The following is a 22152-nucleotide window of genomic DNA, read 5'->3' on the forward strand; positions in this document are numbered from 1 at the left end:
CACTTCCCGTCTCAGTGTCCCCGTCACTTCAGGAGCCCGGCATGGCCTTCAACCTCCGGAACCGGCACTTCCTCAAGGAGCTCGACTTCTCCCCGAAGGAGTTCCACCACCTGCTCGATCTCTCCGCGCAGCTCAAGGCCGCCAAGTACGCCGGGACGGAGCAGCAGCGGCTACGCGGCAAGAACCTGGCGCTGATCTTCGAGAAGACCTCGACCCGCACCCGCTGCGCCTTCGAGGTGGCCGCCCACGACCAGGGTGCCTGCACGACCTACCTGGACCCGGCGGGCTCGCAGATCGGCCACAAGGAGTCGGTCAGGGACACCGCCCGGGTTCTCGGCCGGATGTTCGACGGAATCGAATACCGGGGCCACGGTCAGGAGATCGTCGAGGAGCTGGCCGAGTACGCGGGCGTCCCGGTGTGGAACGGGCTCACCGACGAGTGGCACCCCACCCAGATGCTGGCCGACGTGCTGACCATCCAGGAGCACACCACCAAGCAGCTCGGGGAGGTCGCCCTGGCCTACCTCGGCGACGCACGCTCCAATATGGGCAACTCGCTGCTGGTCACCGGCGCCCTGCTGGGTATGGACATCCGGATCGTCGCGCCCAGGCAGCTGTGGCCCGCCGAGGACGTGCAGAAGGCGGCCCGCTCGCTCGCCGAGTCCACGGGTGCCCGGATCACCCTGACCGAGGACATCGCCGCCGGGGTGGCCGGTGCCGACTTCCTCTACACCGACGTCTGGGTCTCGATGGGCGAGCCCAAGGAGGTCTGGGCCGAGCGGATCGCGCTGCTGAAGCCGTACCAGGTGTCCATGGAGACGGTCCGGGCGACGGGCAACGCGGCCGTGAAGTTCCTGCACTGCCTCCCGGCCTTCCACGACCTCGGCACCGAGGTCGGTCGGCAGCTGCACGAGGTCACCGGCATGACCGAACTGGAGGTCACCGACGAGGTGTTCGAGTCCGAGCACTCCATCGTCTTCGACCAGGCGGAGAACCGGCTGCACACCATCAAGGCCGTCCTGGTCGCCACTCTGGGCTCCTGACCGACGCCTTCGGGCGGTCAGAAGTCCACGTTCACGCAGGCTGCCCGGTCGCTCGCAGTACGCGGGCCGACCGGGGTGCCGGCGTGGAACACGAGCGACTTCGCCTCGCCCCGGCCGAAAGGCCCACCCGACGGCGGCGCTCGCCGCTCCGCCGCCCTGCTGGTCGGTGCGGACCGTGATCCGTACTTCGTTGCGGTCGTCCGGACGGGCCGGAGCGGCGGAGGGTCGCACCGGGTCCGCCATGTTCTGGTAGCGCGGACCCGGGGAGGCCGGGTCGGCCCCGCACCGCCCGGAGTGCGCCGAGCCGCGTCACCGGGCCGGAGCGATGCCCCGGATCTCGCAGCGCGGACCGCTCGCTCGCATCAGCCGTAGATCGGCCGTCACCAGCGGTGCCCCGAGCTGCTCGGCGACGGCGACATAGGCCGCGTCGTCGGGCGTCAGGTTGTCCTTCAGCTCCCAGATCCGCCCGAGCAGCGGTGCGACCTCCACCTTGCGGATCGCCAGGCCGGGCAGCTCGGCCGCCAGTTCGGCCACCCGCGCCGCGTCGAGTTCCCGGGCGAGGTACAGCCCGCGCAGCGACTGCATCACCTCGATCACCACATGCTCCGGGGCCGCCCACTCGCCGTCCGCCGCGAGTTCGGCCCGCGCGGCGTCGCCCCGCTCGCCTTCGTCGGCAAGCGCCAGCACCAGCGCGGAGGCATCGACAACAATCACGGGCGGGCTCCCTGGGCGGCGGCGATCGGCGGACTCGGCCCACCGTAACCGGACCGGTCGCAGGTCGGGCGGGCCGGGGCCCGCGCGCTCAGGACTTGCGCGACGGGACCGGCGAGGGAAGTTTTGGAGACGTATCGCGGTGGCGCCGTCGGATCGGCTTCAAGGGCATGCCTGTACGTCAGACTCGCGTGGGCATGCACTATGGTTTATCTCGACATCGAGATAACTCCGCACTATGATTTATCTTGACGTCAAGATACTTGCCGAGAGGCACAGGCCTCCCATCCTTGCGAGGGTGAGTTAGCTAAGGCTTACCTTATCTCACTGTATCGCTCGATGGGTGGGATTGACGGGCCGTTCGGTTCGGATCGTGTGGTCCACACCAACCCCACGCACCGCACGAAGCACCTAGAAGGAGTCAGTCGTGTCCGCGAACAGCTTCGACGCCCGCAGCTCGCTGCAGGTGGGCGACGAGTCGTACGAGATCTTCAAGCTCTCCGCCGTCGAGGGTTCCGAGCGGCTGCCGTACAGCCTCAAGGTGCTGCTGGAGAACCTGCTCCGCACCGAGGACGGCGCGAACATCACCGCCGACCACATCCGCGCGCTCGGCAACTGGGACGCCGGTGCCCAGCCGAGCCAGGAGATCCAGTTCACCCCGGCCCGCGTGATCATGCAGGACTTCACCGGTGTGCCGTGTGTGGTCGACCTCGCCACCATGCGTGAGGCCGTCAAGGAGCTGGGCGGCGACCCGGCCAAGATCAACCCGTTGGCCCCGGCCGAGCTGGTCATCGACCACTCCGTCATCGCCGACAAGTTCGGTACCCCGGACGCCTTCGTCCAGAACGTCGAGATCGAATACGGCCGCAACAAGGAGCGCTACCAGTTCCTGCGCTGGGGCCAGACCGCCTTCGACGAGTTCAAGGTCGTCCCGCCCGGCACCGGCATCGTGCACCAGGTGAACATCGAGCACCTGGCCCGCACCATCATGGTCCGTGGCGGCCAGGCGTACCCCGACACCTGCGTCGGCACCGACTCGCACACCACCATGGTCAACGGCCTGGGCGTGCTGGGCTGGGGCGTCGGCGGCATCGAGGCCGAGGCCGCGATGCTCGGCCAGCCGGTCTCCATGCTGATCCCGCGCGTGGTCGGCTTCAAGCTCAACGGCCAGCTGCCGGCCGGTGCCACCGCCACCGACCTGGTGCTCACCATCACCGAGATGCTGCGCAAGCACGGTGTGGTCGGCAAGTTCGTCGAGTTCTACGGCGAGGGTGTCACCTCCATCCCGCTGGCGAACCGCGCCACCATCGGCAACATGTCGCCGGAGTTCGGCTCGACCTGCGCGATCTTCCCGATCGATGCCGAGACCCTGAACTACCTCAAGCTCACCGGCCGCAGCGAGCAGCAGCTCGCCCTGGTCGAGGCGTACGCCAAGGAGCAGGGCCTGTGGCACGACCCGTCGGTCGAGCCGGTCTACTCCGAGTACCTGGAGCTGGACGTCTCCACCGTCGTCCCGTCGATCGCCGGCCCGAAGCGCCCGCAGGACCGCGTGGTCCTGGCCGAGGCCGCTGACAGGTTCGCCGAGGCGCTGCCGACCTACTCGGCCGAGGCCAGCAAGCCGACCGCGGTCACCGCCGAGAACGGCACCTCGTACGAGATCGACAACGGCGCGGTCGTGATCGCCTCGATCACCTCCTGCACCAACACCTCCAACCCCTCCGTCATGCTGGGTGCCGCCCTGCTGGCGAAGAAGGCCGTGGAGAAGGGCCTGCACGTCAAGCCCTGGGTCAAGACCACCCTGGCGCCCGGTTCCAAGGTCGTCATGGACTACTACGAGAAGGCCGGCCTGCTCCCCTACATGGAGAAGCTGGGCTTCAACCTGGTCGGCTACGGCTGCGTCACCTGCATCGGCAACTCGGGCCCGCTGCCCGAGGAGGTCTCCAAGGCCGTCAACGACGCCGACCTGGCCGTCGTCTCGGTGCTCTCCGGCAACCGCAACTTCGAGGGCCGGATCAACCCCGACGTCAAGATGAACTACCTGGCCTCCCCGCCGCTGGTGGTCGCCTACGCCCTCGCCGGCAACATGAACGTCGACATCACCCGCGACGCCCTGGGGCAGGACGCCGACGGCAACGACGTCTTCCTCGCCGACATCTGGCCGACCGAGCAGGAGGTCGCCGAGACCGTCGCCGGCTCGATCGACCAGGAGATGTTCGCCAAGGACTACGCGGATGTCTTCGCCGGTGACCACCGCTGGCAGTCGCTCCCGATCCCGACCGGCAACACCTTCGAGTGGGACGCCGAGTCCACCTACGTCCGCAAGCCCCCGTACTTCGAGGGCATGGCCAAGGACCCGAGCCCGGTGACCGACATCGCCGGCGCCCGCGTCCTCGCCAAGCTGGGCGACTCGGTCACCACCGACCACATCTCCCCGGCCGGCAACATCAAGCCGGGCACCCCGGCGGCGCAGTACCTCACCGAGCACGGTGTGGAGAAGCGCGACTTCAACTCGTACGGTTCCCGCCGTGGCAACCACGAGGTGATGATCCGCGGCACCTTCGCCAACATCCGTCTGCGCAACCAGATCGCGCCGGGTACCGAGGGCGGCTACACCCGCGACTTCACCCAGGCCGACGCGCCGGTGTCGTTCATCTACGACGCCTCGCAGAACTACCAGGGCGCCGGCATCCCGCTGGTCGTTCTGGCGGGCAAGGAGTACGGCTCCGGCTCGTCCCGCGACTGGGCCGCCAAGGGCACCGCGCTGCTGGGTGTCAAGGCCGTCATCGCCGAGTCGTACGAGCGCATCCACCGCTCGAACCTGATCGGCATGGGCGTCCTGCCGCTGCAGTTCCCCGAGGGCCAGACCGCCGACTCCCTCGGCCTGACCGGCGAGGAGACCTTCTCCATCACCGGCGTGACCGAGCTCAACGAGGGCCGCACCCCGGCGACCGTCAAGGTCAAGGCGGGCGAGATCGAGTTCGACGCGGTCGTGCGCATCGACACCCCCGGCGAGGCGGACTACTACCGCAACGGCGGCATCCTGCAGTACGTGCTGCGCAGCCTCATCGGCTGAGCATGCTCTAGCCAGGCCAGGAGGCCGGTACCCGCTCGACTCGAGCGGGTACCGGCCTCTTGTGCTTTCCGGCCCCAGGCATCACGATTTGACGCTTGCTGCGCGAAACTGTTCGTTTCTATGGTCAACTGCGCATAAACGCGCTAACTTCTCGGGTGTCGGCGGGGCGCCGGGGCAAATATGCAGGCTCCCTGCGGATTGCACATGCTGCACCGCCGACAACGCTTTGACCGTCACAGGTCACATCGGGCGGTCGGGCTATTGCCGCCAGGTGAACGCTGGACTATACCTTTGCGCATCAAAGCAACCGCCCCTGACCGGCACTTTCGCCGCTGGGCGCGCCCCAACAGCGGGAATTGACGAACCGTCATAACCTGACTGCATCTCCGGACAGCGAGGGGTTAGGGCACTTATGGGCTCTGCAACCGAGTACAACCGCCGTGACATCTTCAAGCGCGCCGCCGGTATCGCCGTGCTCGTGGCCGGTGGCGGCTCCGTGCTCGCCGCCTGTGCCGGTGGCACCGGCGGCAGTGGCACCAAGGGGGCGAAGAGCGGCGGTTACGACCTGGCCGACACCAAGAACCCGTTCAACGTGGACAGCAAGGCGGGTCTCGAGGCCTTCATCTTCGACGGCGGCTTCGGCAGCGAGTACCTCAAGGCGTTCGCGGCCATCTACGCCAAGACCTATCCCGACGCGAAGATCAACCAGCAGGCCGACAAGGACGTCACCGGCAAGCTCCAGCCGCGTTTCAACGCCGGCAGCCCGCCGGATGTCATCGACGACTCCGGCAACAAGCAGATCAAGCTGGACGTGCTGGTCGAGTCCAACCAGCTGACCGATCTCCAGCCGCTGCTGGACGCCCCGTACCTCGACGACCCGTCCAAGAAGGTCCGCGACGTGCTGATGCCCGGCACCATCGACTCGGGCACCATCAAGGGCAAGGTGTACAACCTCTCCTACGTCTACACCGTCTTCGGCCTCTGGTACTCCGACAAGCTCTTCAAGGACCACGGTTGGACGGCGCCGAAGACCTGGCCCGACTTCATCACGCTCTGCGGTCAGATCAAGGCGGCCGGCATCGCACCGCTGGCCCACCAGGGCAAGTACCCGTACTACATCAACGTCGCCATGCTGGACATGATCGCCAAGCAGGGCGGTCTCGACCTGATGAAGCGGATCGACAGCCTCGACGCGTCGGCCTGGGACGACCCGGCCGTCAAGACGGCCATCGACGCGTTCTACCAGGTCGTCGACAAGGACTTCCTGCTCCCCGGCACCAACGGCATGACCCACATCGAGGCGCAGACCGCCTGGAACCAGTACAAGGCCGCCTTCATCCCCAGTGGATCCTGGCTGGAGAACGAGCAACTGCCCTCCACCCCGGCCGACTTCGGCATGACCTTCCTGCCGATGCCGTCGCTGCCCGGCGACAAGCTGCCGTTCGAAGCGATCCGGGCGGGCGCGGGCGAGCCGTTCATCGTGCCGAGGCAGGCCAAGAACGTGTCCGGCGGGCTGGAGTTCCTGAGGATGATGCTGACCAAGGAGGCCTCCGGCAAGTTCGCCGAGGTCGCCAACAGCCTCACCTGCCTCAAGGACGGCGTCGGCCCGGAGGTCAAGCTGCGCCCCGGAACCCAGTCCACCGTGGTGGCCCTGAAGGCGGCCGGTGCCAACACCTTCAACTACCAGTACCCGAACACCGCCAGCAAGTTCGACGAGGACCTGCAGAACGCCTCGGGCGAGCTGATGGCCAAGCGCATCGGTCCGGACGAGTGGATCAAGCGTGCCAAGGAGTCGGCGACCAAGAACAAGACCGCCTAGGCCGGTCGGTCTCAGACCGGCGAAGGGCCCCTCCCGCCCGTCGGCGGGCAGGAGGGGGAACCGGTGGCACCCGGGGGCCGGCCGATGGCGGCCCCCGGCGTGTCTGCGCCTGACGGACAGGAGATGTGGCGATGCGTCACGGCAAGTACCCCTTCATCGTGGGGTTTCTCATTCTTCCGATCGTGCTGTACGTGGGCCTGGTGCTCTGGCCCTACCTGCAGACCTTCGGATACTCCCTGACCGACTGGTCGGGGCAGAGCCAGCAGATGGACTTCGTCGGGCTGGACAACTACAGCAAGCTCCTCGATGACGACGTCTTCCTCGGCGCGCTGTGGCACAACGTCTTCCTGCTCGCCGTCCTGCCGATCGTGACCATCCTGATCGCGCTCTTCTTCGCCTTCATGCTCAACGTCGGCGGCAGGGGCGGCACGGGGGGCGTGCAGGGTGTGCGCGGGGCCGGGTTCTACAAGGTGGTCTTCTTCTTCCCCCAGGTGCTCTCGATCGCCATCCTCGCCGTGCTCTGGCAGGCGGTCTACCGCACGGACGGCAGCGGACTGGCCAACGGCGTCCTGATCAAGCTCGGCCTGGCGGACGCCCAGCACCCGGTGGCCTGGCTCTCCGACCCCGACCTGGTGCTCTGGTGCATCCTCGGGGTGCTGGTCTGGAGCGGTGTCGGCTTCTACCTGGTGCTCTTCTCGGCGGCGATGCAGTCGGTCCCCAGGGACATCTACGAGGCCGCCCTGCTGGACGGTGCGGGGCGCGGGCAGACCTTCTTCAGGATCACCCTGCCGCTGCTCTGGGAGACCGTGCAGACCGCCTGGGTCTACCTGGCGATCGTGGCGATGGACGCCTTCGCGCTGGTGGCCAGTATGACGCCGGGCCGTACCTACGGCGGTGGCCCCGACCACCACAGCGAGCTGATGTCCACCTATCTGATGCGCAACTTCCTCGCCTTCGGTGAGGCCGGCTACGCCTGCGCGATGGGTGTCGTGATCTTCTTCTTCACCCTCATCCTGTCCGTCGTCTCGCTGCGGGTCACCCGGCGCGAGCGGATCGAGTACTGAGCGGGGCCATGGCATGAGTACCAGCATCGAAAAGACCGCCCCCGTCACGGCCCCCGAACGGGCCAGCGGCAGCAGGCCGGCCGGCCGGGCGGAGCGCTTCGCCGACAGCGGGGGAGTGCTGAACGTCTTCTCGCACGGCTTCCTCGCCCTCTGGGCCGTGCTGATCGTCTTCCCGCTGCTCTGGGTCGTGCTCGGTTCCTTCAAGACCGACGCCCAGATCAACGGCAGTGCCTGGAGCTGGCCGAGCCACTGGAGCTTCAAGGCCTTCGGCAGTGCCTGGACCAAGGGCCACATCGGCGGATTCTTCGCCAACACCCTGATCGTGCTGGCCGGTTCGCTCACCCTCACCATGCTGCTCGGTGCGATGGCGGCCTATGTGCTCGCCCGGTACGAGTTCAAGGGCAACCGGCTGATCTACTTCTTCTTCGTGGCCGGTGCGATGTTCCCGGTCTACCTGGCCCTGGTCCCGCTGTTCTTCATGGTCAGGAACCTCGGTGAGATCTCCCCGCTGCTCGGCCTGAACAGCTATCTGGGCCTGATCCTGGTGTACGTGGCGTACTCGCTGCCGTTCACCGTGTTCTTCCTGCACTCCTTCTTCCGGTCGCTGCCGACCGCCGTCCACGAGGCCGCGATGCTGGACGGCTGCTCGCACACCCGGGCGTTCTTCCAGGTGATGGTGCCATTGGCCAAGCCCGGCCTGATCAGCGTCGGCATCTTCAATGTGCTCGGCCAGTGGAACCAGTACATCCTGCCGGTCACCCTGATGCAGCCGACCTCGGCGGGCGAGGCCGACCACTCGATGCTCGCCCAGGGCCTGGTCAACCTGGCTCTGCAGTCGGGGTACAAGAGCGACGCACCGGCACTGTTCGCCGGTATGACGATGGCGATGCTGCCGGTACTGGTGGTGTACCTGTCCTTCCAGCGCCAGGTGCAGTCCGGACTCACGTCCGCCACGCTCAAGTAGGAGCTCAGCCGGGCAGCCACCCGGGGGCGCTGCCCGGCTGCCGGCGTCAGCCCCGGTCGCAGGCCTGCGCGCGCAGGGCGCGGGCCAGGTCGTCGCGGCACTCCAGGACCAGTCGGCGCAGGGCGGGTGCCGCCGAGGGGTGCCCGGTCAGCCAGGCGTCGGCGTCGGCCAGCGTCTGCTCGTCGGTCTGGTACCGCGGGAAGAAGCCGCCCACGATGCGCATCGCGATCTCGATGCTGCGCTGGGCCCAGATGTCCTCCAGCAGGCCGAAGTAGCGGTCGGTGTAGCCGGCCGTCAGCTCGCGCTGCCCCGGCTGGTTGAAGCCCGAGATCTGGGCCTCCACCAGGGCGTTGGGCAGCTCGTCGGAGTCGATCACCGCCGACCAGGCGGCGGCCTTGGCCTCGGCGGTCGGCAGTGCGGCCAGGCACGCCGTCAGGTGCTGCTTGCCGCTGGCGGTGTTGTCCGCCGTCAGCTCGGCGTTCAGCTCGTCGGCATTCGCGGCGCCGTTGGAGGCCAGCGCCAGCCAGAGCGACCAGCGCAGGTCCTGGTCCACCTCCAGGCCGTCGATCCTGGCGCTCCCGTTCAGCAGGCCGCGCAGCAGCTGGAGGTGCTCGTCCGTGCCGGCGGTCTGCGCCAGGAAGCGGGCCCAGGCCAGCTGGTGGTCGCTGCCCGGTGCGGCGGCGCGCAGTTCGCGCAGCGCGCCCTCGGCCAGCAGCCGTGCGCCCTCGGCGCGCCAGGACGGGTCGGCGTACACGTCGAGCGCGGTCTTGGCCTGCTGGTGCAGCGACTGCAGCACACCGATGTCCGACTCCTGCCCGGCGAAGCGCAGCACCAGGGCGAGGTAGTCGCGGGTCGGCATCAGCGCGTCCCGGGTGAGGTTCCAGACCGCCGACCAGGCGAGCGCCCGGGACAGGTCGTCGGTGATCTCGCCGAGTCCGGAGCGCAGGGTCTCCAGCGAGCGGTCGTCGAAGCGGATCTTGCAGTACGTCAGGTCGTCGTCGTTGAGCAGCACCAGCGCGGGCCGGGGCAGTCCGGCGAGCTCGGAGACGACGGTGCGGGCGCCGTGGACGTCCAGCTCGACCCGGTGGGTGCGGGTGAGCGCACCGGCCGGGTCGCGGTCGTAGAGGCCGATCGCGACCCGGTGCGGGCGCGGCGTCGCGCCGTCCTGGGCGACGGCGAACTCGGTGATCCGCCCCTCGGCATCGGTGGTGAGCTGCGGGGTGAGCGAGTTGACCCCGGCGGTCTGCAGCCAGGCGGCGGACCAGGCGGTCAGGTCGCGCCCGCTGGTCCGCTCCAGTACGCCGAGCAGGTCGCCGAGCACGGTGTTGCCGTAGGCGTGCCGCTTGAAGTACTGGCGGGCGCCCTCGAAGAAGGCGTCCCGGCCGACATAGGCGACCAGCTGCTTGAGCACCGAGGCGCCCTTGGCGTAGGTGATGCCGTCGAAGTTCAGCTTGGCGTCTTCGAGGTCGCGGATGTCCGCGGTGATCGGATGGGTGGTGGGGAACTGGTCCTGCCGGTAGGCCCACGCCTTGCGCCGGTTGGCGAAGGTGGTCCAGGCGGACCGGTACCTGGTGGCTTCGACCTGCGAGAACGACCCCATGAAGTCGGCGAAGGACTCCTTCAGCCAGAGGTCGTCCCACCACCTCATGGTGACCAGGTCGCCGAACCACATATGCGCCATCTCGTGCAGGATGACGTTGGCCCGGCCCTCGTAGGCGGCCTCGGTGACCTTCGAGCGGAAGACGAACTCCTCGCGGAAGGTGACGCAGCCCGGGTTCTCCATGGCGCCGATGTTGTACTCGGGCACGAAGCACTGGTCGTACTTCCCGAACGGGTAGGGGAAGTCGAACTCCTGGTGGAAGAAGTCCAGGCCCTGCTTGGTGACGGTGAAGATCTCGTCCGCGTCGAAGTAGCGGGCCAGCGACTTGCGGCAGGTCGCGGCGAGCGGGATCTCCAGAGTGCTGCCGTCGGCGAGCTTGCGGCTGTAGTGGTCGCGCTCGACGTGGTAGGGGCCGGCCACCACGGCGGTGAGGTAGGTGGAGATCGGCTTGGTGGGCGCGAACCGCCAGACGCGGGCGCCCCCTTCGGCGGTGACGTCCTCGTGCACCGCGTTGTTGTAGACGTCCCAGGCGGCCGGTGCGGTCACGGTGAAGCTGAACGGCGCCTTCAGGTCCGGCTGTTCGAAGTTCGCGAACACCCGCCGGGCGTCGGCCGGTTCGAAGTGTGTGTAGAGGTAGGTCTCCCCGTCCACCGGGTCCACGAAGCGGTGCAGGCCCTCGCCGGTCCGGCTGTACGCGCAGTCCGCCTCGATCACCAGGACGTTCTGCTCGGCGAGTCCGTCCACGGCGACCCGGGCGCCGTCGAAGGCCGTGGCCGGGTCCAGGGCACGGCCGTTGAGGGTGACGGACCGTACCGCGGGGGCCAGCAGGTCCACGAAGGTGGCGGCGCCCGGGGCGGAACTGCGGAAGGAGATCGTGGTGGTGGAGCGGAACGTGGCGGCCGTCGGATCCACGGCGGAGGTCACGTCGAGGTGGACCCGGTAGCTGTCCACGCTGAGGATGCCGGCCCGCTGCTGGGCTTCCTCGCGGCTCAGGTTCTTGCCCGGCACTGGCGGTACTCCTTTGTCCGGCTGCTCGCACACGGGGTGCTCGGAGGTCTTCCTTGGGGGCATCCTTTCACGCAGTCCCCGCCGTGCCATTGCACAGGTCACACGGAATCAGGTCCGGGGCGGCGGCGTTGTGATCCGCACAAGCACCCATGTGCCCACCGCACTTCTACGCCGAGCGAAGGACGCCGCCAGTGACGACCGCAGACCGCAAGATCGCCGACTTCTGGTTCGACCCGATCTGCCCCTGGGCCTGGATGACCTCACGCTGGATGCTGGAGGTCGAGAAGCTCCGCCCGGTGGAGACCCGTTGGCATGTGATGAGCCTGGCCGTCCTCAACGAGAACCGCGAGGACCTGCCGGAGAAGTACAAGCAGAACCTGGCCAACGCGTGGCGTCCGGTCCGGGTGCTGATCGCCGCTGCCCAGGCGCACGGCGAGGACGTGCTCGGCCCGCTCTACACCGAGCTCGGCACCCGCTTCCACAACCAGGGCCTGCCCAACGAGCGTTCGACCATCGAGGCGGCGCTGAAGGCGGCCGGCCTCCCGGTCGGCCTGGCCGACGCGGCCGACTCCGATGCGTACGACGAGCAGGTGCGCGCCTCGCACGAGGCGGGCATCTCGCTGGTCGGCGAGGACGTCGGTACCCCGGTGATCGCGGTGGACGGCCCGGACGGCGGCGACCGGGTCGCCTTCTTCGGCCCGGTGGTCACCCCGGCCCCGCGCGGTGAGGCCGCCGCCCGGCTCTGGGACGGCACCATCCTGGTCGCCTCCACCCCCGGCTTCTACGAGATCAAGCGCACTCGTACGGCCGCGCCGTCCTTCGAGTAGCGGCGACGACGAGAGGCCCGGCACCTGGGTGCCGGGCCTCTCGTCGTGTTCGTGGGTCAGGCGCTGCGGCGCTGCTTCAGCCAGCCGAGGGCGGAGAGTGCCACGGTCAGACCGGCCGTGAAGTACAGCTGGATCCGGTTGTCGGCGTCCGCCGTCATCAGGGCCAGCACCGCCACGATCGCGGCCAGTGCCACCCAGGTCAGGTACGGGAAGAGCCACATCCGCACGGTGAGCTGCTCGGGTGCCTCGCGCTCCAGGCGGCGGCGCATCCGCAGCTGGGCCACGGCGATGAACGCCCAGACCACCAGCACGGCCGCGCCGACCATGTTGAGCAGCCAGGTGAAGACGGTGGTCGGCCACCAGTAGCTGAGCAGCACGGCGAGGAAGCCGAAGGCCGAGGAGGCCAGCACCGCGAGCCGCGGCACCCCGCCCTGCACCCGGGCCAGCAGCTTCGGGCCCTGGCCGCGCTCGACCAGCGAGTGCGCCATCCGGGAGGCGCCGTAGATGTTGGCGTTCATCGCGGAGAGCAGCGCGATCAGCACCACCACGTTCATCAGCTGGCCGGCGCCCGGAATGCCCAGGGTGTTCAGCACCGAGACGTACGGGCCCGAGCCCTTCACGGAGGGGTCGTTCCACGGCACCAGGGTGACGATCACGGCCATCGAGCCGACGTAGAACAGGGCGATCCGCCACATCGAGGTGCGCACGGCGGTGGCCACGCTGCGCCGGGGGTCCTTGGACTCCGCGGCCGCGATGGTCACGGTCTCCAGGCCTCCGTAGGCGAAGACCGAGGCCAGCAGGCCGGTGATCAGGCCGGTCGAGCCGTTGGGGAAGAAGCCGCCGTGGCCGGTGAGGTTGGCGGTGCCGGGGGCCGGAGTGCCGGGCAGTACGCCGCAGATGGCCAGGACGCCGATCACCAGGAAGGCGGCGATGGCGGTGACCTTGACCGCGGCGAACCAGAACTCGAACTCGCCGAAGTTCTTCACGGCGGCCAGGTTGGTCGCGCAGAAGAAGCCCATGAAGACGGCGACCCAGACCCAGAGCGGTATGCCGGGGAACCAGCCGCTCATCACGTGCGAGGCGCCTATCGCCTCCGCGCCCACGCCGACGCAGAGCAGCGTCCAGAAGATCCAGCCGACGGCCATGCCGGCCCAGGGGCCGATCTCCCGCTCGGCGTGCACGGAGAAGGAACCGCTGGCGGGGCGGGCCGCCGACATCTCGCCGAGCATCCGCATCACCAGCATGACCAGCAGCCCGGAGCCGGCGAAGGCCAGCACGATGGACGGACCGGCGGCGGCGATACCGGAGCCCGAGCCGACGAACAGCCCGGCGCCGATCACGCCGCCGAGCGCGATCATCGACAGATGGCGCTGCTTGAGGCCGTGGGAGAGGTGCTGGCCCTCGTCGCCGGAGCCGGACGCCTGCGAGGCGGGGTCCAGCGTCGGCTGGGCGGTGGGGGTCGGCATAGACAGGTCCAGACATGTGCGGATGATGGAGCAGTCCGTCCACTATTCGGTACAGCGGCTGGTCATGCCAAGAACTGGCGCTTAAGGACCGGATTCCGGACACCAGAGTGACCGAAAGTGATCTGTCTCCTACTCGAATGACCATGGGATGGCCCCGAGCGCGAGGGAATCCGACAAGCCGAGGGGTCGACGCTTGTCGGATTTGATGCCCCCGAGGTCCGCCGCAGGACATAGGTTCACAACTGTTCACAAGCATTCACGACGGATCACGCCGTGCCAGAACTGGAGACCTGCCCCATGGCCACTGCCGCCACGCCCGCACCGTCCGCCACGGTCCTCGCCGACCTCGTCCCGCGCGCGACCACCCGCCTCGGCGGCCAGGTGCGCGAGCTGGCCCTGGTCGCCGGGGGCGCCGCGCTGACCGGCCTCGCCGCCCAGCTCTCCGTGTCCGTCCCCGGCTCGCCGGTACCGGTGACCGGCCAGACCTTCGCCGCCCTGCTGGTCGGCACCGCCCTCGGCACCCGCCGGGGCGTCGCCTCGCTCGGCCTCTACCTGCTGGCAGGCATGGCCGGGATGCCGTGGTTCGCCGAGGGCACCTCGGGCTGGGCGATGCCGAGCCTCGGCTACGTCCTCGGCTTCGTGCTCGCCGCCGCCCTCACCGGTGCGCTCGCGCGGCGCGGCGCCGACCGCAGCCCGCTGCGGACGGCGCTGGCGATGGTGCTCGGCAACCTGACGATCTATGCGGTGGGTGTCCCTTACCTGGCCGCCTCGCTGCACATCCCGCTGGCCAAGGCCGCCGACCTCGGTCTCTACCCCTACCTGGTCGGGGACGGCCTCAAGGTCCTGTTCGCCATGGGCGCCCTCCCGCTCGCCTGGAAGCTGCTCGGTCGCCGCGGCTGAGCCGCGCATCCCGGGGGCTGAGCTGCGCATCCCGGGAGCGAGGGGCAACCCTTCAGAGCCCCGCGCCCCTGAAGGGTTGCCCCTCGCTCCCGGAGGTTCGGCGGAGTGCGCGGTTGCACGTGCAGTTCTTCCCGCGCCCCTGCGGAGGTACGGGGTTGCCCGCATGCCACACTCATACGCATGCGCGTGTACCTGGGTTCCGACCATGCCGGATACGACCTCAAGAACCACCTCGTCCAGTGGCTGAAGGAGAACGGCCACGAGCCGATCGACTGCGGTCCGCACATCTACGACGCCGAGGACGACTACCCGCCGTTCTGTCTGCGCGCCGCCGAGCGCACCGCCGCCGACCCCGAGGCGCTGGGCATCGTGATCGGTGGCTCGGGCAACGGTGAGGCGATCGCCGCCAACAAGGTGAAGGGCGTGCGTGCCGCGCTCGCCTGGAGCGAGCAGACCGCCGAGCTCGGGCGCGAGCACAACAACGCCAACGTGATCAGCATCGGCGGCCGGATGCACACCGTGGAGGAGTCGACCCGCTTCGTCGAGATCTTCCTCAACACCCCGTACAGCGGCGAGCCGCGCCACACCCGCCGGATCGCCATGCTCAGCGAGTACGAGACCACGGGCGAGCTCCCCCCGATCCCGGCCCACCACCCGCAGGGCTGACAGCCCCGAGACGGCGGCTGCCGTACGGGTCGTCAGAACCCGTGCGGCAGCCAGGGCGCAACCTGGGAGGCGAAGGCCCGTGACGCCTCCCCCAGCGCGCCCTCGCGAAGCTCGGTGACCCGCCCGGCCGCGCCGAGCGACGCCAGCGTCACCCCGCCGAGATACGCCGAGCCCAGCTCACGCACCGTCAGGGCCAGGTCGGCAGCCTCGGCGGTGGGTGCGCAGGCGGCGTCCTCGTCGGGCCCGCCCGCCCGCAGCTTCCAGCGCCCGGTGTTCCACGGACAGAACCCGTCCGTCACTTCGAGCACCATGTCGAGGGGTGCCGCGTACCGGCGCAGCCGAAGCGCCGCACCGACGTCCACCAACCGCACGTAGAGCGCGTCGCCGAGCGTCGGCGAGAGCCGACGGGTGTCCGAGACCAGGTGCAGCAGTGGGTCGTCCACCGGCCGGTTGCGGACCTGGACGGTGTCGGTCAGGTCGATCTCCAGCAGGTACGACCAGAGCCTGGCGTACACCTGCGGTGAGAGTGCCTCGACGTCGCGCACCACGACCACCCCGGCCGCGGACTGGCCGGTCGACTCGTTCTTGACCCGGTACCGGGCATAGCCGAGCGGCCGACCGCTCTGCGCGTCCTCGGCCAGCACCACCTGGAGCGGTGAGGCGCCCTGGCGCATGCCGGGCCCGTCCAGCAGCGGCAGCCGCTCCCAGCCAGGACGGCGCTCCATCATCGCCGGGCGCAGCGGCACCCCGGCCGCGTACACCTCCTCGCAGGCAAGGCTGCTCTCCCCAGGGTCGGTCAGCCGCAGCCGGACGCCGTCCTCGGGCGGCGCGGGCAGCGTGATCCGACGGCTTTCGATCCGCAGAGAGGACTAAGGTCGGGAGCCATACGGCCAGAGCTATCACCGGGTTTCGCCGGGCGCGACCGATTTTCGCAATGTTGCCCAACTCCTGTCCGACACAGGCGCGGTGGCCCGCTCGGCAGGCGGCCGAAACCCGTTGGAAGGCCACCCGGCAACCCGCCCGACACCGCGTACCCATCGACGCCGCCCCGGACCGGTGGATAAGGTCAGAGCCCATGGCTGGCAGCACGCCGGGCGCACCGCCCCAGACGACTGCGAAGGGGCCCGCCGCGACAGCGGCTGCGGACCCCTGGACGGCCCGGCTGCGCACCAGGCTGTACCGGGCCCGGCGAAGGCTGCGCCGAACCGGGGTGGACTACTTCAGGGGCGATGCCTCCGACTGGCTCGCCTTCGGCGCCTTTCTGGCGATGATCCCGCTGCTCGTCCTGCTCAACATCTGGATCCCCGCCTGGGTACCGCCCAGCGCCCTGGTCCTGCCGATCCTCGCCGGAGCCCTGCTGCTGCGCCCCGGCACCCTGGTCCTGCTGTACGCGGCGGCCGCGCTCGGCCTCTCCACCGAGTCGGTGATCCACACCGGCGAGCGGGTGGCCAGCGACCACCCCGAGGCGTACGTCTTCGGCGTCACCCCGGGTGCGGCCCTGGTGGTCGGCGCGGTCGGGGTGGCCGGACTGCTGCTCGCCCAGTTCCGCAGCCGGGTCGGCGTGCCGTGGCGTGGCGGCGGCACCATGCTCTTCGACCTGCGCGAACGGCTGCGGGTGCAGAGCCAGGTGCCCGTGCTCCCCGAGGGCTGGTACGCCGACATGGCGCTGCGCCCGGCCGGCGGCCAGTCCTTCTCCGGCGACTTCGTGGTGGCGGCCAGGACGGGCCCCGGCCGCAGGGTGCTGGAGGCCGTGCTGGCGGACGTCTCCGGCAAGGGCATGGACGCGGGCTCGCGCGCACTGCTGCTCTCCGGGGCCTTCGGCGGGCTGCTCGGCTCGCTGCCCGCGCACGAGTTCCTGCCCGCCGCCAACGGCTATCTGCTCCGGCAGGACTGGGAGGAGGGCTTCGCCACCGCCGTCCATCTGGTGCTCGACCTGGACACCGGAGAGTACGAACTGCTCTCGGCCGGGCATCTGCCGGGTATGCAGCGGCTGTCGGGTGCCGGGCGGTGGGAGGTCATGGAGGCCGCCGAGGGGCCGCTGCTCGGGATCTACGACGGCGCCAAGTTCGAGGGCGTACGCGGCCGGTTGAACCGGGGCGATCTGCTGATGCTCTGCACCGACGGAATGGTCGAGGTGCCGGGGCGCGATCTCGCCGAGGGGATGGACCGGTTGATGGGGGAGGCCGACCGGTTGGTCGCCGGGTCGCTGCTGCAGGGCGGCAGCCGGGGTGCGGCGGTCCGGCTCATCGAGACGGTGGCCAAGGACGTCAACGACGACCGGGCGGTGCTGCTGCTCTGGCGGCAGTGAGGCACTGGGGTGGAAGCAGTGAACCGGGCGGCCGCCGTGGTGTGTCAAGTCCGGCAGCCGATCTTCGGCCAATCCTGACGGGTCGTGGGCGGAGCGTGGCGGGAGGCCCGTGGCGGGTCGATCACCGTCAGCGGGGCTGGTAGGCCCGCCCCTGCCGACGTGCCGTCAGAGGGTCTCGGCTATCGTCTCGGTCGGCGGAAATTCGTCTCACATCCCAGGAAGTTCGTGCCGGCCTTCCGGCTATGCCTTTACGCAGTCGGCACGACCGACCACACTGAGTCGGGGCGGGACTGGTCGGTACTCGGGGGATGGGGGCGTTGCATGCGGCGCTCGGTCAGCGACGTACGGCGGCTGTGCCCCGCCTGACAGGCCGGGCTCCGGCGTCGCCACAGGGTTTCCAGGTGAAATCCCGCAACGAAATAAGGAAGTGAGTCCGGGTGGTGCTCTCCGTCTCCGCGCTGGTGCTGTTCGGTGCCATCGTCTTCATCTTCATCCGCAACAAGCAGTTGAAGACCAGTCACGCGGTCATCTCGGCCCTCTTCGGATTCATGCTCAGTGCGTCCACAGCGGCGGAGCCGATCAAGAACTTCCTCTCCTCGGTGGCCAAGAGCCTTCAGTCGTTCTCCGGCTGACGACTCGTCGGACTACCGCCTGCCCGCTGCCCGGAGAGCCCGCCGGACGCGGCCCAGCAGTCTGCGCCGGGGCGCCGCGGCGGGCATGGGCACCAGGGCCGGTACGGGGCGTACCGGTTCGGGCTGGACGCCGCCCTCGGCGACCAGCAGGACGAACAGGCGTGCCCAGCACAGCCGTTCGCCGCGCGGCCAGTCCAGTGCGTGCAGCGCGGCCGAAGCGGCCTCCGAGACCTGCCCGTTCACCCGGACCTCGGCGATGTCGTCCCCGGCCCGCCCGCCCAGGAACAGCTTCACGCCGTTCAGCCGCGGGGCGGTGAGCTCGGGGCGGAGCGCCTCGGCGAGCGCCGGCAGCGGCTGGTGGTCGGCGAGCCAGCCGGCGAGCTGCTCGTTGCCGAAGCCGAAGACGGCCGCCGGGCCCTGGATCGCGTGCCAGCCGGCCAGCTCGGCGGGCCGGTAGTGGTCACCGTGCTCACCCCGGTGCTCCAGCAGCTCCACCATGGTCGAGGCCGTGGTGGTGGCCCACATCTTCACGGCGTTGTCGAGCTTCTCCTCCTCGGTCTTGCCGAGGCCGGCCGCGCAGTCCCAGACCACCGGGGAGTCCGCGCGCCCGAGATCGAGGACGAAGCCGAGGTCCACATGGCCGTTCCCGCCGTCGCCCGGGTGTTCGCGGACGGCCACCGCCGTCGTGCCCGGACCGCGTACCACCTCGCCGTCCACCGTGAACTCCGCGCCGAACTGCGCCATTTCGCGGACCACACTGCGGTGGATCACGGCCATTCGGTCCTGCGGACGCACGGGCGGGCTCCTAGCTCGAATAAATGATCGGTACGTGGGACGCGAGCGAGATTATCGGCCCCGGGCCCAGGCGGGAAACGGACCGTCAGTTACGCGGGGTGCGGACACTGTGACGGAGGGGGTGACGGAGGTCACCGGAGATTCTCCAGCGTGCGCCGGAGCGTGGTCGGACGGGCGCAAAGCGTGCAATTAATGACGATGTGTACCGATCTGTCCGCCCGAGTGTGACGGTCGGCGCTGCGCTGGGCAGTCCGACCCGACCGGAGAGTGACCTCAGGCCCTGTCGTCCTTATGCGTTCCTTATCCCACCAGGTGGGCGGACTTGCTCTGTGCACGTCGGATCGGCTTTTGTTCTCATCCAGCCCGGCCACCGTCCGGGTCGGTCCATCGGGTGGAACGCCAAGTCCTGCCGCCGCCCGGGGCCGCACTTCAGCAGTGCACGGCAGGAGCGGGGGACCCACAGGTAAGTCGCCGAGCCCGGATGACCGGGACGGCTCGGGGTGAAGCCGCTTCCATGCGGCCGGGCTACTCCCTGCCCGAACCCGACAGCTCACCTCGCAGGCGTCGGAGAGGACTCCCTCATGTCCGCACAGGACAGCCGTCGTTCGCGCATGCCCCGATTCGCCCGCCTCGCGCTTGTCGCGGGTATCGCCGGAGCCTCCCTCGCGATCCCTGCGACCACGGTGACCGCCCAGGCGGCCCCCGCCTACACCTCCCCGGTGGTCAACCCCCACCTCGGCACGCCGTACCACGCCACCGGTTCCAACTGGGCCAGCGGCTACCACACCGGCGTGGACTTCCTGGTCTCCACCGGCACCACCGTCAAGGCGGTCACCACCGGCACCGTGGTCACCACCGGCTGGGGCGGCTCGTACGGCAACCAGGTCGTCATCAAGCACGCCGACGGCAAGTACTCCGAGTACGCCCACCTCTCGGCCATCACCGTCAAGGCCGGCCAGTCCGTGGCAACCGGCCAGCAGATCGGCCGCTCGGGCGCCACCGGCAACGTCACCGGACCGCACCTCCACTTCGAGGTCCGCACCGGCCCGGCCTACGGCTCCGACATCAACCCGGTGGCCTACCTGGCCGCCCACGGCGTCAGCGTCTGACGCTCGTTCAGCCCGATCCCCCCGCCGCAGCACTCCCCGCTGCGGCGGGGGAGGGGTGGCTGGGCGAGTCGAGGGCGGGGTGCGGAATCCCGCCGCCCTGACCGCACCTCAGACGACTTCGGCCCCGGGCCGACGGATGATCCGTCGGCCCGGGGCCGAAGTGCTGGAGCGGGTGACGAGAATCGAACTCGCGTGACCAGTTTGGAAGACTGGGGCTCTACCATTGAGCTACACCCGCATGCCGGTACTGCGCACACGACGCCCCCGGGACTCTGTCGGTCACGAGGACGGGGTCAGCCTACCTGGTTCGGTCGGTTGCTTGCACACTGCTTTCGGTTTCGGGCATGTCCGGCGGGCTGTCGATATAGCGGCGAGCGGGGTCCGGCCGACGTGTACGCTTCCTCTCGGCACCACGGGGTGTGGCGCAGTTTGGTAGCGCGTCCGCTTTGGGAGCGGAAGGCCGTCGGTTCGAATCCGGTCACCCCGACAGTGCGGCAGGGTCTCGTCGAAGGACGGGGCCCTGTTGGCGTTTTCGGGGCGTTTCGGGCAACCTGGAATGTTGATCGATCACCAAGTGTTGCGGTCAGAGAGCACCCGTCGCGAGAACAGCGAGACCGCACACCATGACTGCCGCCGACCAGCCCGCCAGCACCCGTCGGAGGGGACTCGATCCGAAGGTCGCCGTAGGTGTCGTCTTCGTCGCAGCACTCTTCATGTCGATCATGGACACCACGATCGTCAATGTGGCCCTGCCGTCCATCGGACGGCAGTTCTCCGTGGACCCGGCCTCGGTCGGCGTGGTCAACGTCGGCTATCTGGTGAGCCTTGCCGTCTTCGTCCCGCTCTCCGGCTGGCTCGGCGACCGCTTCGGCACCCGCCGGGTCTTCCTGACCGCCCTCACCCTCTTCACGATCGCCTCGCTGCTCTGCGGCGCCGCTGGCAGCCTCGACCAGCTGACCGTCTACCGGATCTTCCAGGGCGCGGCAGGCGGCCTGCTCACCCCGGTCGGGATGACCATGCTCTTCCGGGCCTTCCCGCAGGAGGAGCGGATGCGGGCCACCCGGGTGCTGATGCTGCCGACTGCCGTCGCGCCCGCGCTCGGTCCGGTACTGGGCGGCTGGCTGGTGGACAGCTGGTCCTGGCACTGGGTCTTCATCGTCAACGTCCCGATCGGCGTCCTGGCACTGGTCTTCGGTCTGCTCTTTCTCCCCGACTACCGCTCGGACGCCGCCCACCGCTTCGACGCGGCCGGGTTCCTGCTCGCCGCGCTCGGTCTCGGCCTGCTGATGTACGCGCTCTCCGAGGGTGCCGGCAAGGGCTGGGGCAGTACCGGCATCCTGCTCTCCGCCGTCCTCGGCCCACTCGCCCTGGCGGCCCTGGTGGTGGTCGAACTCCGGCTCCCGCAGCCGATGTTGGACCTGCGGCTGTTCCACGACCGGATCTTCCGTACCGCCAACCTGCTCTCGCTCTTCTCCGGTGCCGCCTTCCTCGGCATGCTCTACCTCTTCCCGCTGCTGATGCAGGACGCGCTCGGTATGGACGCCCTGCACAGCGGACTGATGGTCTTCCCCGAGGCGATCGGTGTGATGGTGGCCTCCCAGGTGGCCGGGCGGCTCTACCCCAGGGTCGGCCCGCGCAGGCTGCTGGTGACCGGGGCCGGTGCCGTCGCCCTCTGCCTGGCACTGATGGCGACCATCGGTCAGGACAGCAACCTCTGGGCGGTCCGGGTGCTGCTCTTCGCCACCGGCTTCGCCATGGCGCACGTCTTCATGCCCTCGCAGACCGCCGCCTTCGCGACCGTCCCCGCCCGTTCCACCGGCGGCGCCTCGACCCTCTACAACGCCCAGCGCCAGCTCGGCTCGGCGCTCGGGGTGGCCGTGCTCGGCACCGTGCTGGCGGCCATCGGCACCGTCACGACCACGTCCGGAGGTACGCCCACGGCGAACCTCGCCGCCTATCACGCCGCCTTCCTGGTGGCAGCCGCTCTGGCCCTGGCGGCGGCCGTGACGGCGCTGTTCGTCCGGGATTCGGACGCTGTGGCCACCATGCGACCGGCCCCCGCGGGCGAGCCGCAGGTCGAGCGGGCGCAGGCCGCGGCACACTGATCGCGGGCGGGCCTGGCGTCCGCCTTTCGTGGTACCGGTAGGATGGGCCGCTGGCGGTAGTG

General features: G+C 69.5%; 16 protein-coding genes, 2 tRNA genes, 1 pseudogene and 1 riboswitch. Of the genes and pseudogenes, 13 read left to right on the forward strand and 6 right to left on the reverse strand.

The genetic code is table 11. From position 1 onward, the window contains the following. The first annotated feature begins 41 nt into the window (after positions 1-41). Entirely contained in the window at positions 42-1043 is a 1002-nt protein-coding gene (gene argF, locus P3T39_RS10295; RefSeq protein ID WP_280697112.1) for an ornithine carbamoyltransferase, read from the forward strand. A 309-nt stretch (positions 1044-1352) separates the two neighbouring features. On the opposite strand, the gene P3T39_RS10300 is transcribed toward argF, so the two are convergent. Next, positions 1353-1757 (reverse strand): type II toxin-antitoxin system VapC family toxin, encoded by a 405-nt coding sequence (locus tag P3T39_RS10300; RefSeq protein ID WP_280697113.1) that lies wholly within the window; start codon positions 1755-1757, stop codon positions 1353-1355. A 424-nt stretch (positions 1758-2181) separates the two neighbouring features. Here P3T39_RS10300 and acnA point away from each other — a divergent pair, with 424 nt between their 5' ends. From acnA to P3T39_RS10320, 4 genes are all read left to right on the forward strand, one after another. Beyond that, on the forward strand, positions 2182-4827 hold the full coding sequence (gene acnA, locus P3T39_RS10305; protein WP_280697115.1) for an aconitate hydratase AcnA: 2646 nt from the start codon (positions 2182-2184) through the stop codon (positions 4825-4827). Positions 4828-5239: 412 nt separating this feature from the next. After that, a complete protein-coding gene (ngcE, locus tag P3T39_RS10310) occupies positions 5240-6646 on the forward strand; it encodes an N-acetylglucosamine/diacetylchitobiose ABC transporter substrate-binding protein (RefSeq protein WP_280697116.1) in 1407 nt (468 codons plus the stop codon). A 131-nt stretch (positions 6647-6777) separates the two neighbouring features. Beyond that, the gene (locus tag P3T39_RS10315; RefSeq protein ID WP_280697117.1) at positions 6778-7710 is read left to right on the forward strand and encodes a sugar ABC transporter permease; all 933 of its coding nucleotides are present in this window, start codon (positions 6778-6780) and stop codon (positions 7708-7710) included. Positions 7711-7723: 13 nt separating this feature from the next. After that, the gene (locus P3T39_RS10320; protein ID WP_280697118.1) at positions 7724-8674 is read left to right on the forward strand and encodes a carbohydrate ABC transporter permease; all 951 of its coding nucleotides are present in this window, start codon (positions 7724-7726) and stop codon (positions 8672-8674) included. A gap of 46 nt (positions 8675-8720) precedes the next feature. Here the strand turns inward: P3T39_RS10320 and pepN are convergent, their stop codons facing one another. Beyond that, on the reverse strand, positions 8721-11282 hold the full coding sequence (gene pepN, locus P3T39_RS10325; RefSeq protein WP_280697119.1) for an aminopeptidase N: 2562 nt from the start codon (positions 11280-11282) through the stop codon (positions 8721-8723). A 191-nt stretch (positions 11283-11473) separates the two neighbouring features. Here pepN and P3T39_RS10330 point away from each other — a divergent pair, with 191 nt between their 5' ends. Then, complete coding sequence (locus tag P3T39_RS10330) at positions 11474-12109, forward strand: DsbA family protein (RefSeq protein WP_280697121.1); 636 nt, start codon at positions 11474-11476, stop codon at positions 12107-12109. 56 nt (positions 12110-12165) lie between these two features. Here the strand turns inward: P3T39_RS10330 and P3T39_RS10335 are convergent, their stop codons facing one another. Beyond that, positions 12166-13467 (reverse strand): amino acid permease, encoded by a 1302-nt coding sequence (locus P3T39_RS10335; protein WP_280697321.1) that lies wholly within the window; start codon positions 13465-13467, stop codon positions 12166-12168. A 405-nt stretch (positions 13468-13872) separates the two neighbouring features. Here P3T39_RS10335 and P3T39_RS10340 point away from each other — a divergent pair, with 405 nt between their 5' ends. After that, positions 13873-14475: a biotin transporter BioY gene (locus P3T39_RS10340; RefSeq protein WP_280697122.1), complete on the forward strand. Its 603-nt coding sequence runs from the start codon at positions 13873-13875 to the stop codon at positions 14473-14475. 180 nt (positions 14476-14655) lie between these two features. After that, entirely contained in the window at positions 14656-15141 is a 486-nt protein-coding gene (locus P3T39_RS10345) for a ribose-5-phosphate isomerase (RefSeq protein ID WP_280697123.1), read from the forward strand. Positions 15142-15173: 32 nt separating this feature from the next. On the opposite strand, the gene P3T39_RS10350 is transcribed toward P3T39_RS10345, so the two are convergent. Further along, the gene (locus tag P3T39_RS10350; protein WP_348534330.1) at positions 15174-16004 is read right to left on the reverse strand and encodes a sterol carrier protein domain-containing protein; all 831 of its coding nucleotides are present in this window, start codon (positions 16002-16004) and stop codon (positions 15174-15176) included. A 212-nt stretch (positions 16005-16216) separates the two neighbouring features. Between P3T39_RS10350 and P3T39_RS10355 the strand changes: the two genes are divergently transcribed. Both P3T39_RS10355 and P3T39_RS10360 read left to right on the forward strand, forming a co-directional pair. Then, the gene (locus tag P3T39_RS10355; RefSeq protein WP_280697124.1) at positions 16217-17449 is read left to right on the forward strand and encodes a PP2C family protein-serine/threonine phosphatase; all 1233 of its coding nucleotides are present in this window, start codon (positions 16217-16219) and stop codon (positions 17447-17449) included. Positions 17450-17886: 437 nt separating this feature from the next. After that, positions 17887-18081, forward strand: a complete 195-nt coding sequence (locus tag P3T39_RS10360) for a hypothetical protein (protein ID WP_280697125.1) — start codon at positions 17887-17889, stop codon at positions 18079-18081. A gap of 12 nt (positions 18082-18093) precedes the next feature. Here the strand turns inward: P3T39_RS10360 and P3T39_RS10365 are convergent, their stop codons facing one another. Continuing rightward, complete coding sequence (locus P3T39_RS10365; protein WP_280697126.1) at positions 18094-18876, reverse strand: DUF6348 family protein; 783 nt, start codon at positions 18874-18876, stop codon at positions 18094-18096. A gap of 426 nt (positions 18877-19302) precedes the next feature. Then, a riboswitch (cyclic di-AMP (ydaO/yuaA leader) is annotated at positions 19303-19453 on the forward strand. A gap of 136 nt (positions 19454-19589) precedes the next feature. On the opposite strand from P3T39_RS10365, the pseudogene P3T39_RS10370 reads away from it, so the two are divergent. Next, positions 19590-19985: pseudogene (locus P3T39_RS10370) on the forward strand (M23 family metallopeptidase); the annotation flags it as partial. Between the two features lie 164 nt (positions 19986-20149). Here P3T39_RS10370 and P3T39_RS10375 read toward each other — a convergent pair. Further along, a tRNA-Gly gene (locus P3T39_RS10375) sits at positions 20150-20223 on the reverse strand. 175 nt (positions 20224-20398) lie between these two features. On the opposite strand from P3T39_RS10375, the gene P3T39_RS10380 reads away from it, so the two are divergent. Then, a tRNA-Pro gene (locus P3T39_RS10380) sits at positions 20399-20472 on the forward strand. A gap of 136 nt (positions 20473-20608) precedes the next feature. Next, positions 20609-22090 carry an MDR family MFS transporter gene (locus P3T39_RS10385; RefSeq protein WP_280697127.1) on the forward strand — a complete coding sequence of 494 codons (1482 nt, stop codon included), beginning with the start codon at positions 20609-20611 and terminating at the stop codon, positions 22088-22090. The last annotated feature ends 62 nt before the right edge of the window (positions 22091-22152 follow it).

This window comes from Kitasatospora sp. GP82 (genome assembly GCF_029892105.1).
Classification (GTDB): domain Bacteria; phylum Actinomycetota; class Actinomycetes; order Streptomycetales; family Streptomycetaceae; genus Kitasatospora.

Bases quoted from the DNA above. Each gene is read 5' to 3' on its own strand.
- P3T39_RS10315 (WP_280697117.1), top strand. From the start codon at position 6,778: ATGCGTCACGGCAAGTACCCCTTCATCGTGGGGTTTCTCATTCTTCCG.
- P3T39_RS10335 (WP_280697321.1), bottom strand. From the start codon at position 13,467: ATGATCGCGCTCGGCGGCGTGATCGGCGCCGGGCTGTTCGTCGGCTCG.
- argF (WP_280697112.1), top strand. From the start codon at position 42: ATGGCCTTCAACCTCCGGAACCGGCACTTCCTCAAGGAGCTCGACTTC.
- ngcE (WP_280697116.1), top strand. From the start codon at position 5,240: ATGGGCTCTGCAACCGAGTACAACCGCCGTGACATCTTCAAGCGCGCC.
- P3T39_RS10355 (WP_280697124.1), top strand. From the start codon at position 16,217: ATGGCTGGCAGCACGCCGGGCGCACCGCCCCAGACGACTGCGAAGGGG.
- P3T39_RS10340 (WP_280697122.1), top strand. From the start codon at position 13,873: ATGGCCACTGCCGCCACGCCCGCACCGTCCGCCACGGTCCTCGCCGAC.
- P3T39_RS10385 (WP_280697127.1), top strand. From the start codon at position 20,609: ATGACTGCCGCCGACCAGCCCGCCAGCACCCGTCGGAGGGGACTCGAT.
- P3T39_RS10320 (WP_280697118.1), top strand. From the start codon at position 7,724: ATGAGTACCAGCATCGAAAAGACCGCCCCCGTCACGGCCCCCGAACGG.
- P3T39_RS10345 (WP_280697123.1), top strand. From the start codon at position 14,656: ATGCGCGTGTACCTGGGTTCCGACCATGCCGGATACGACCTCAAGAAC.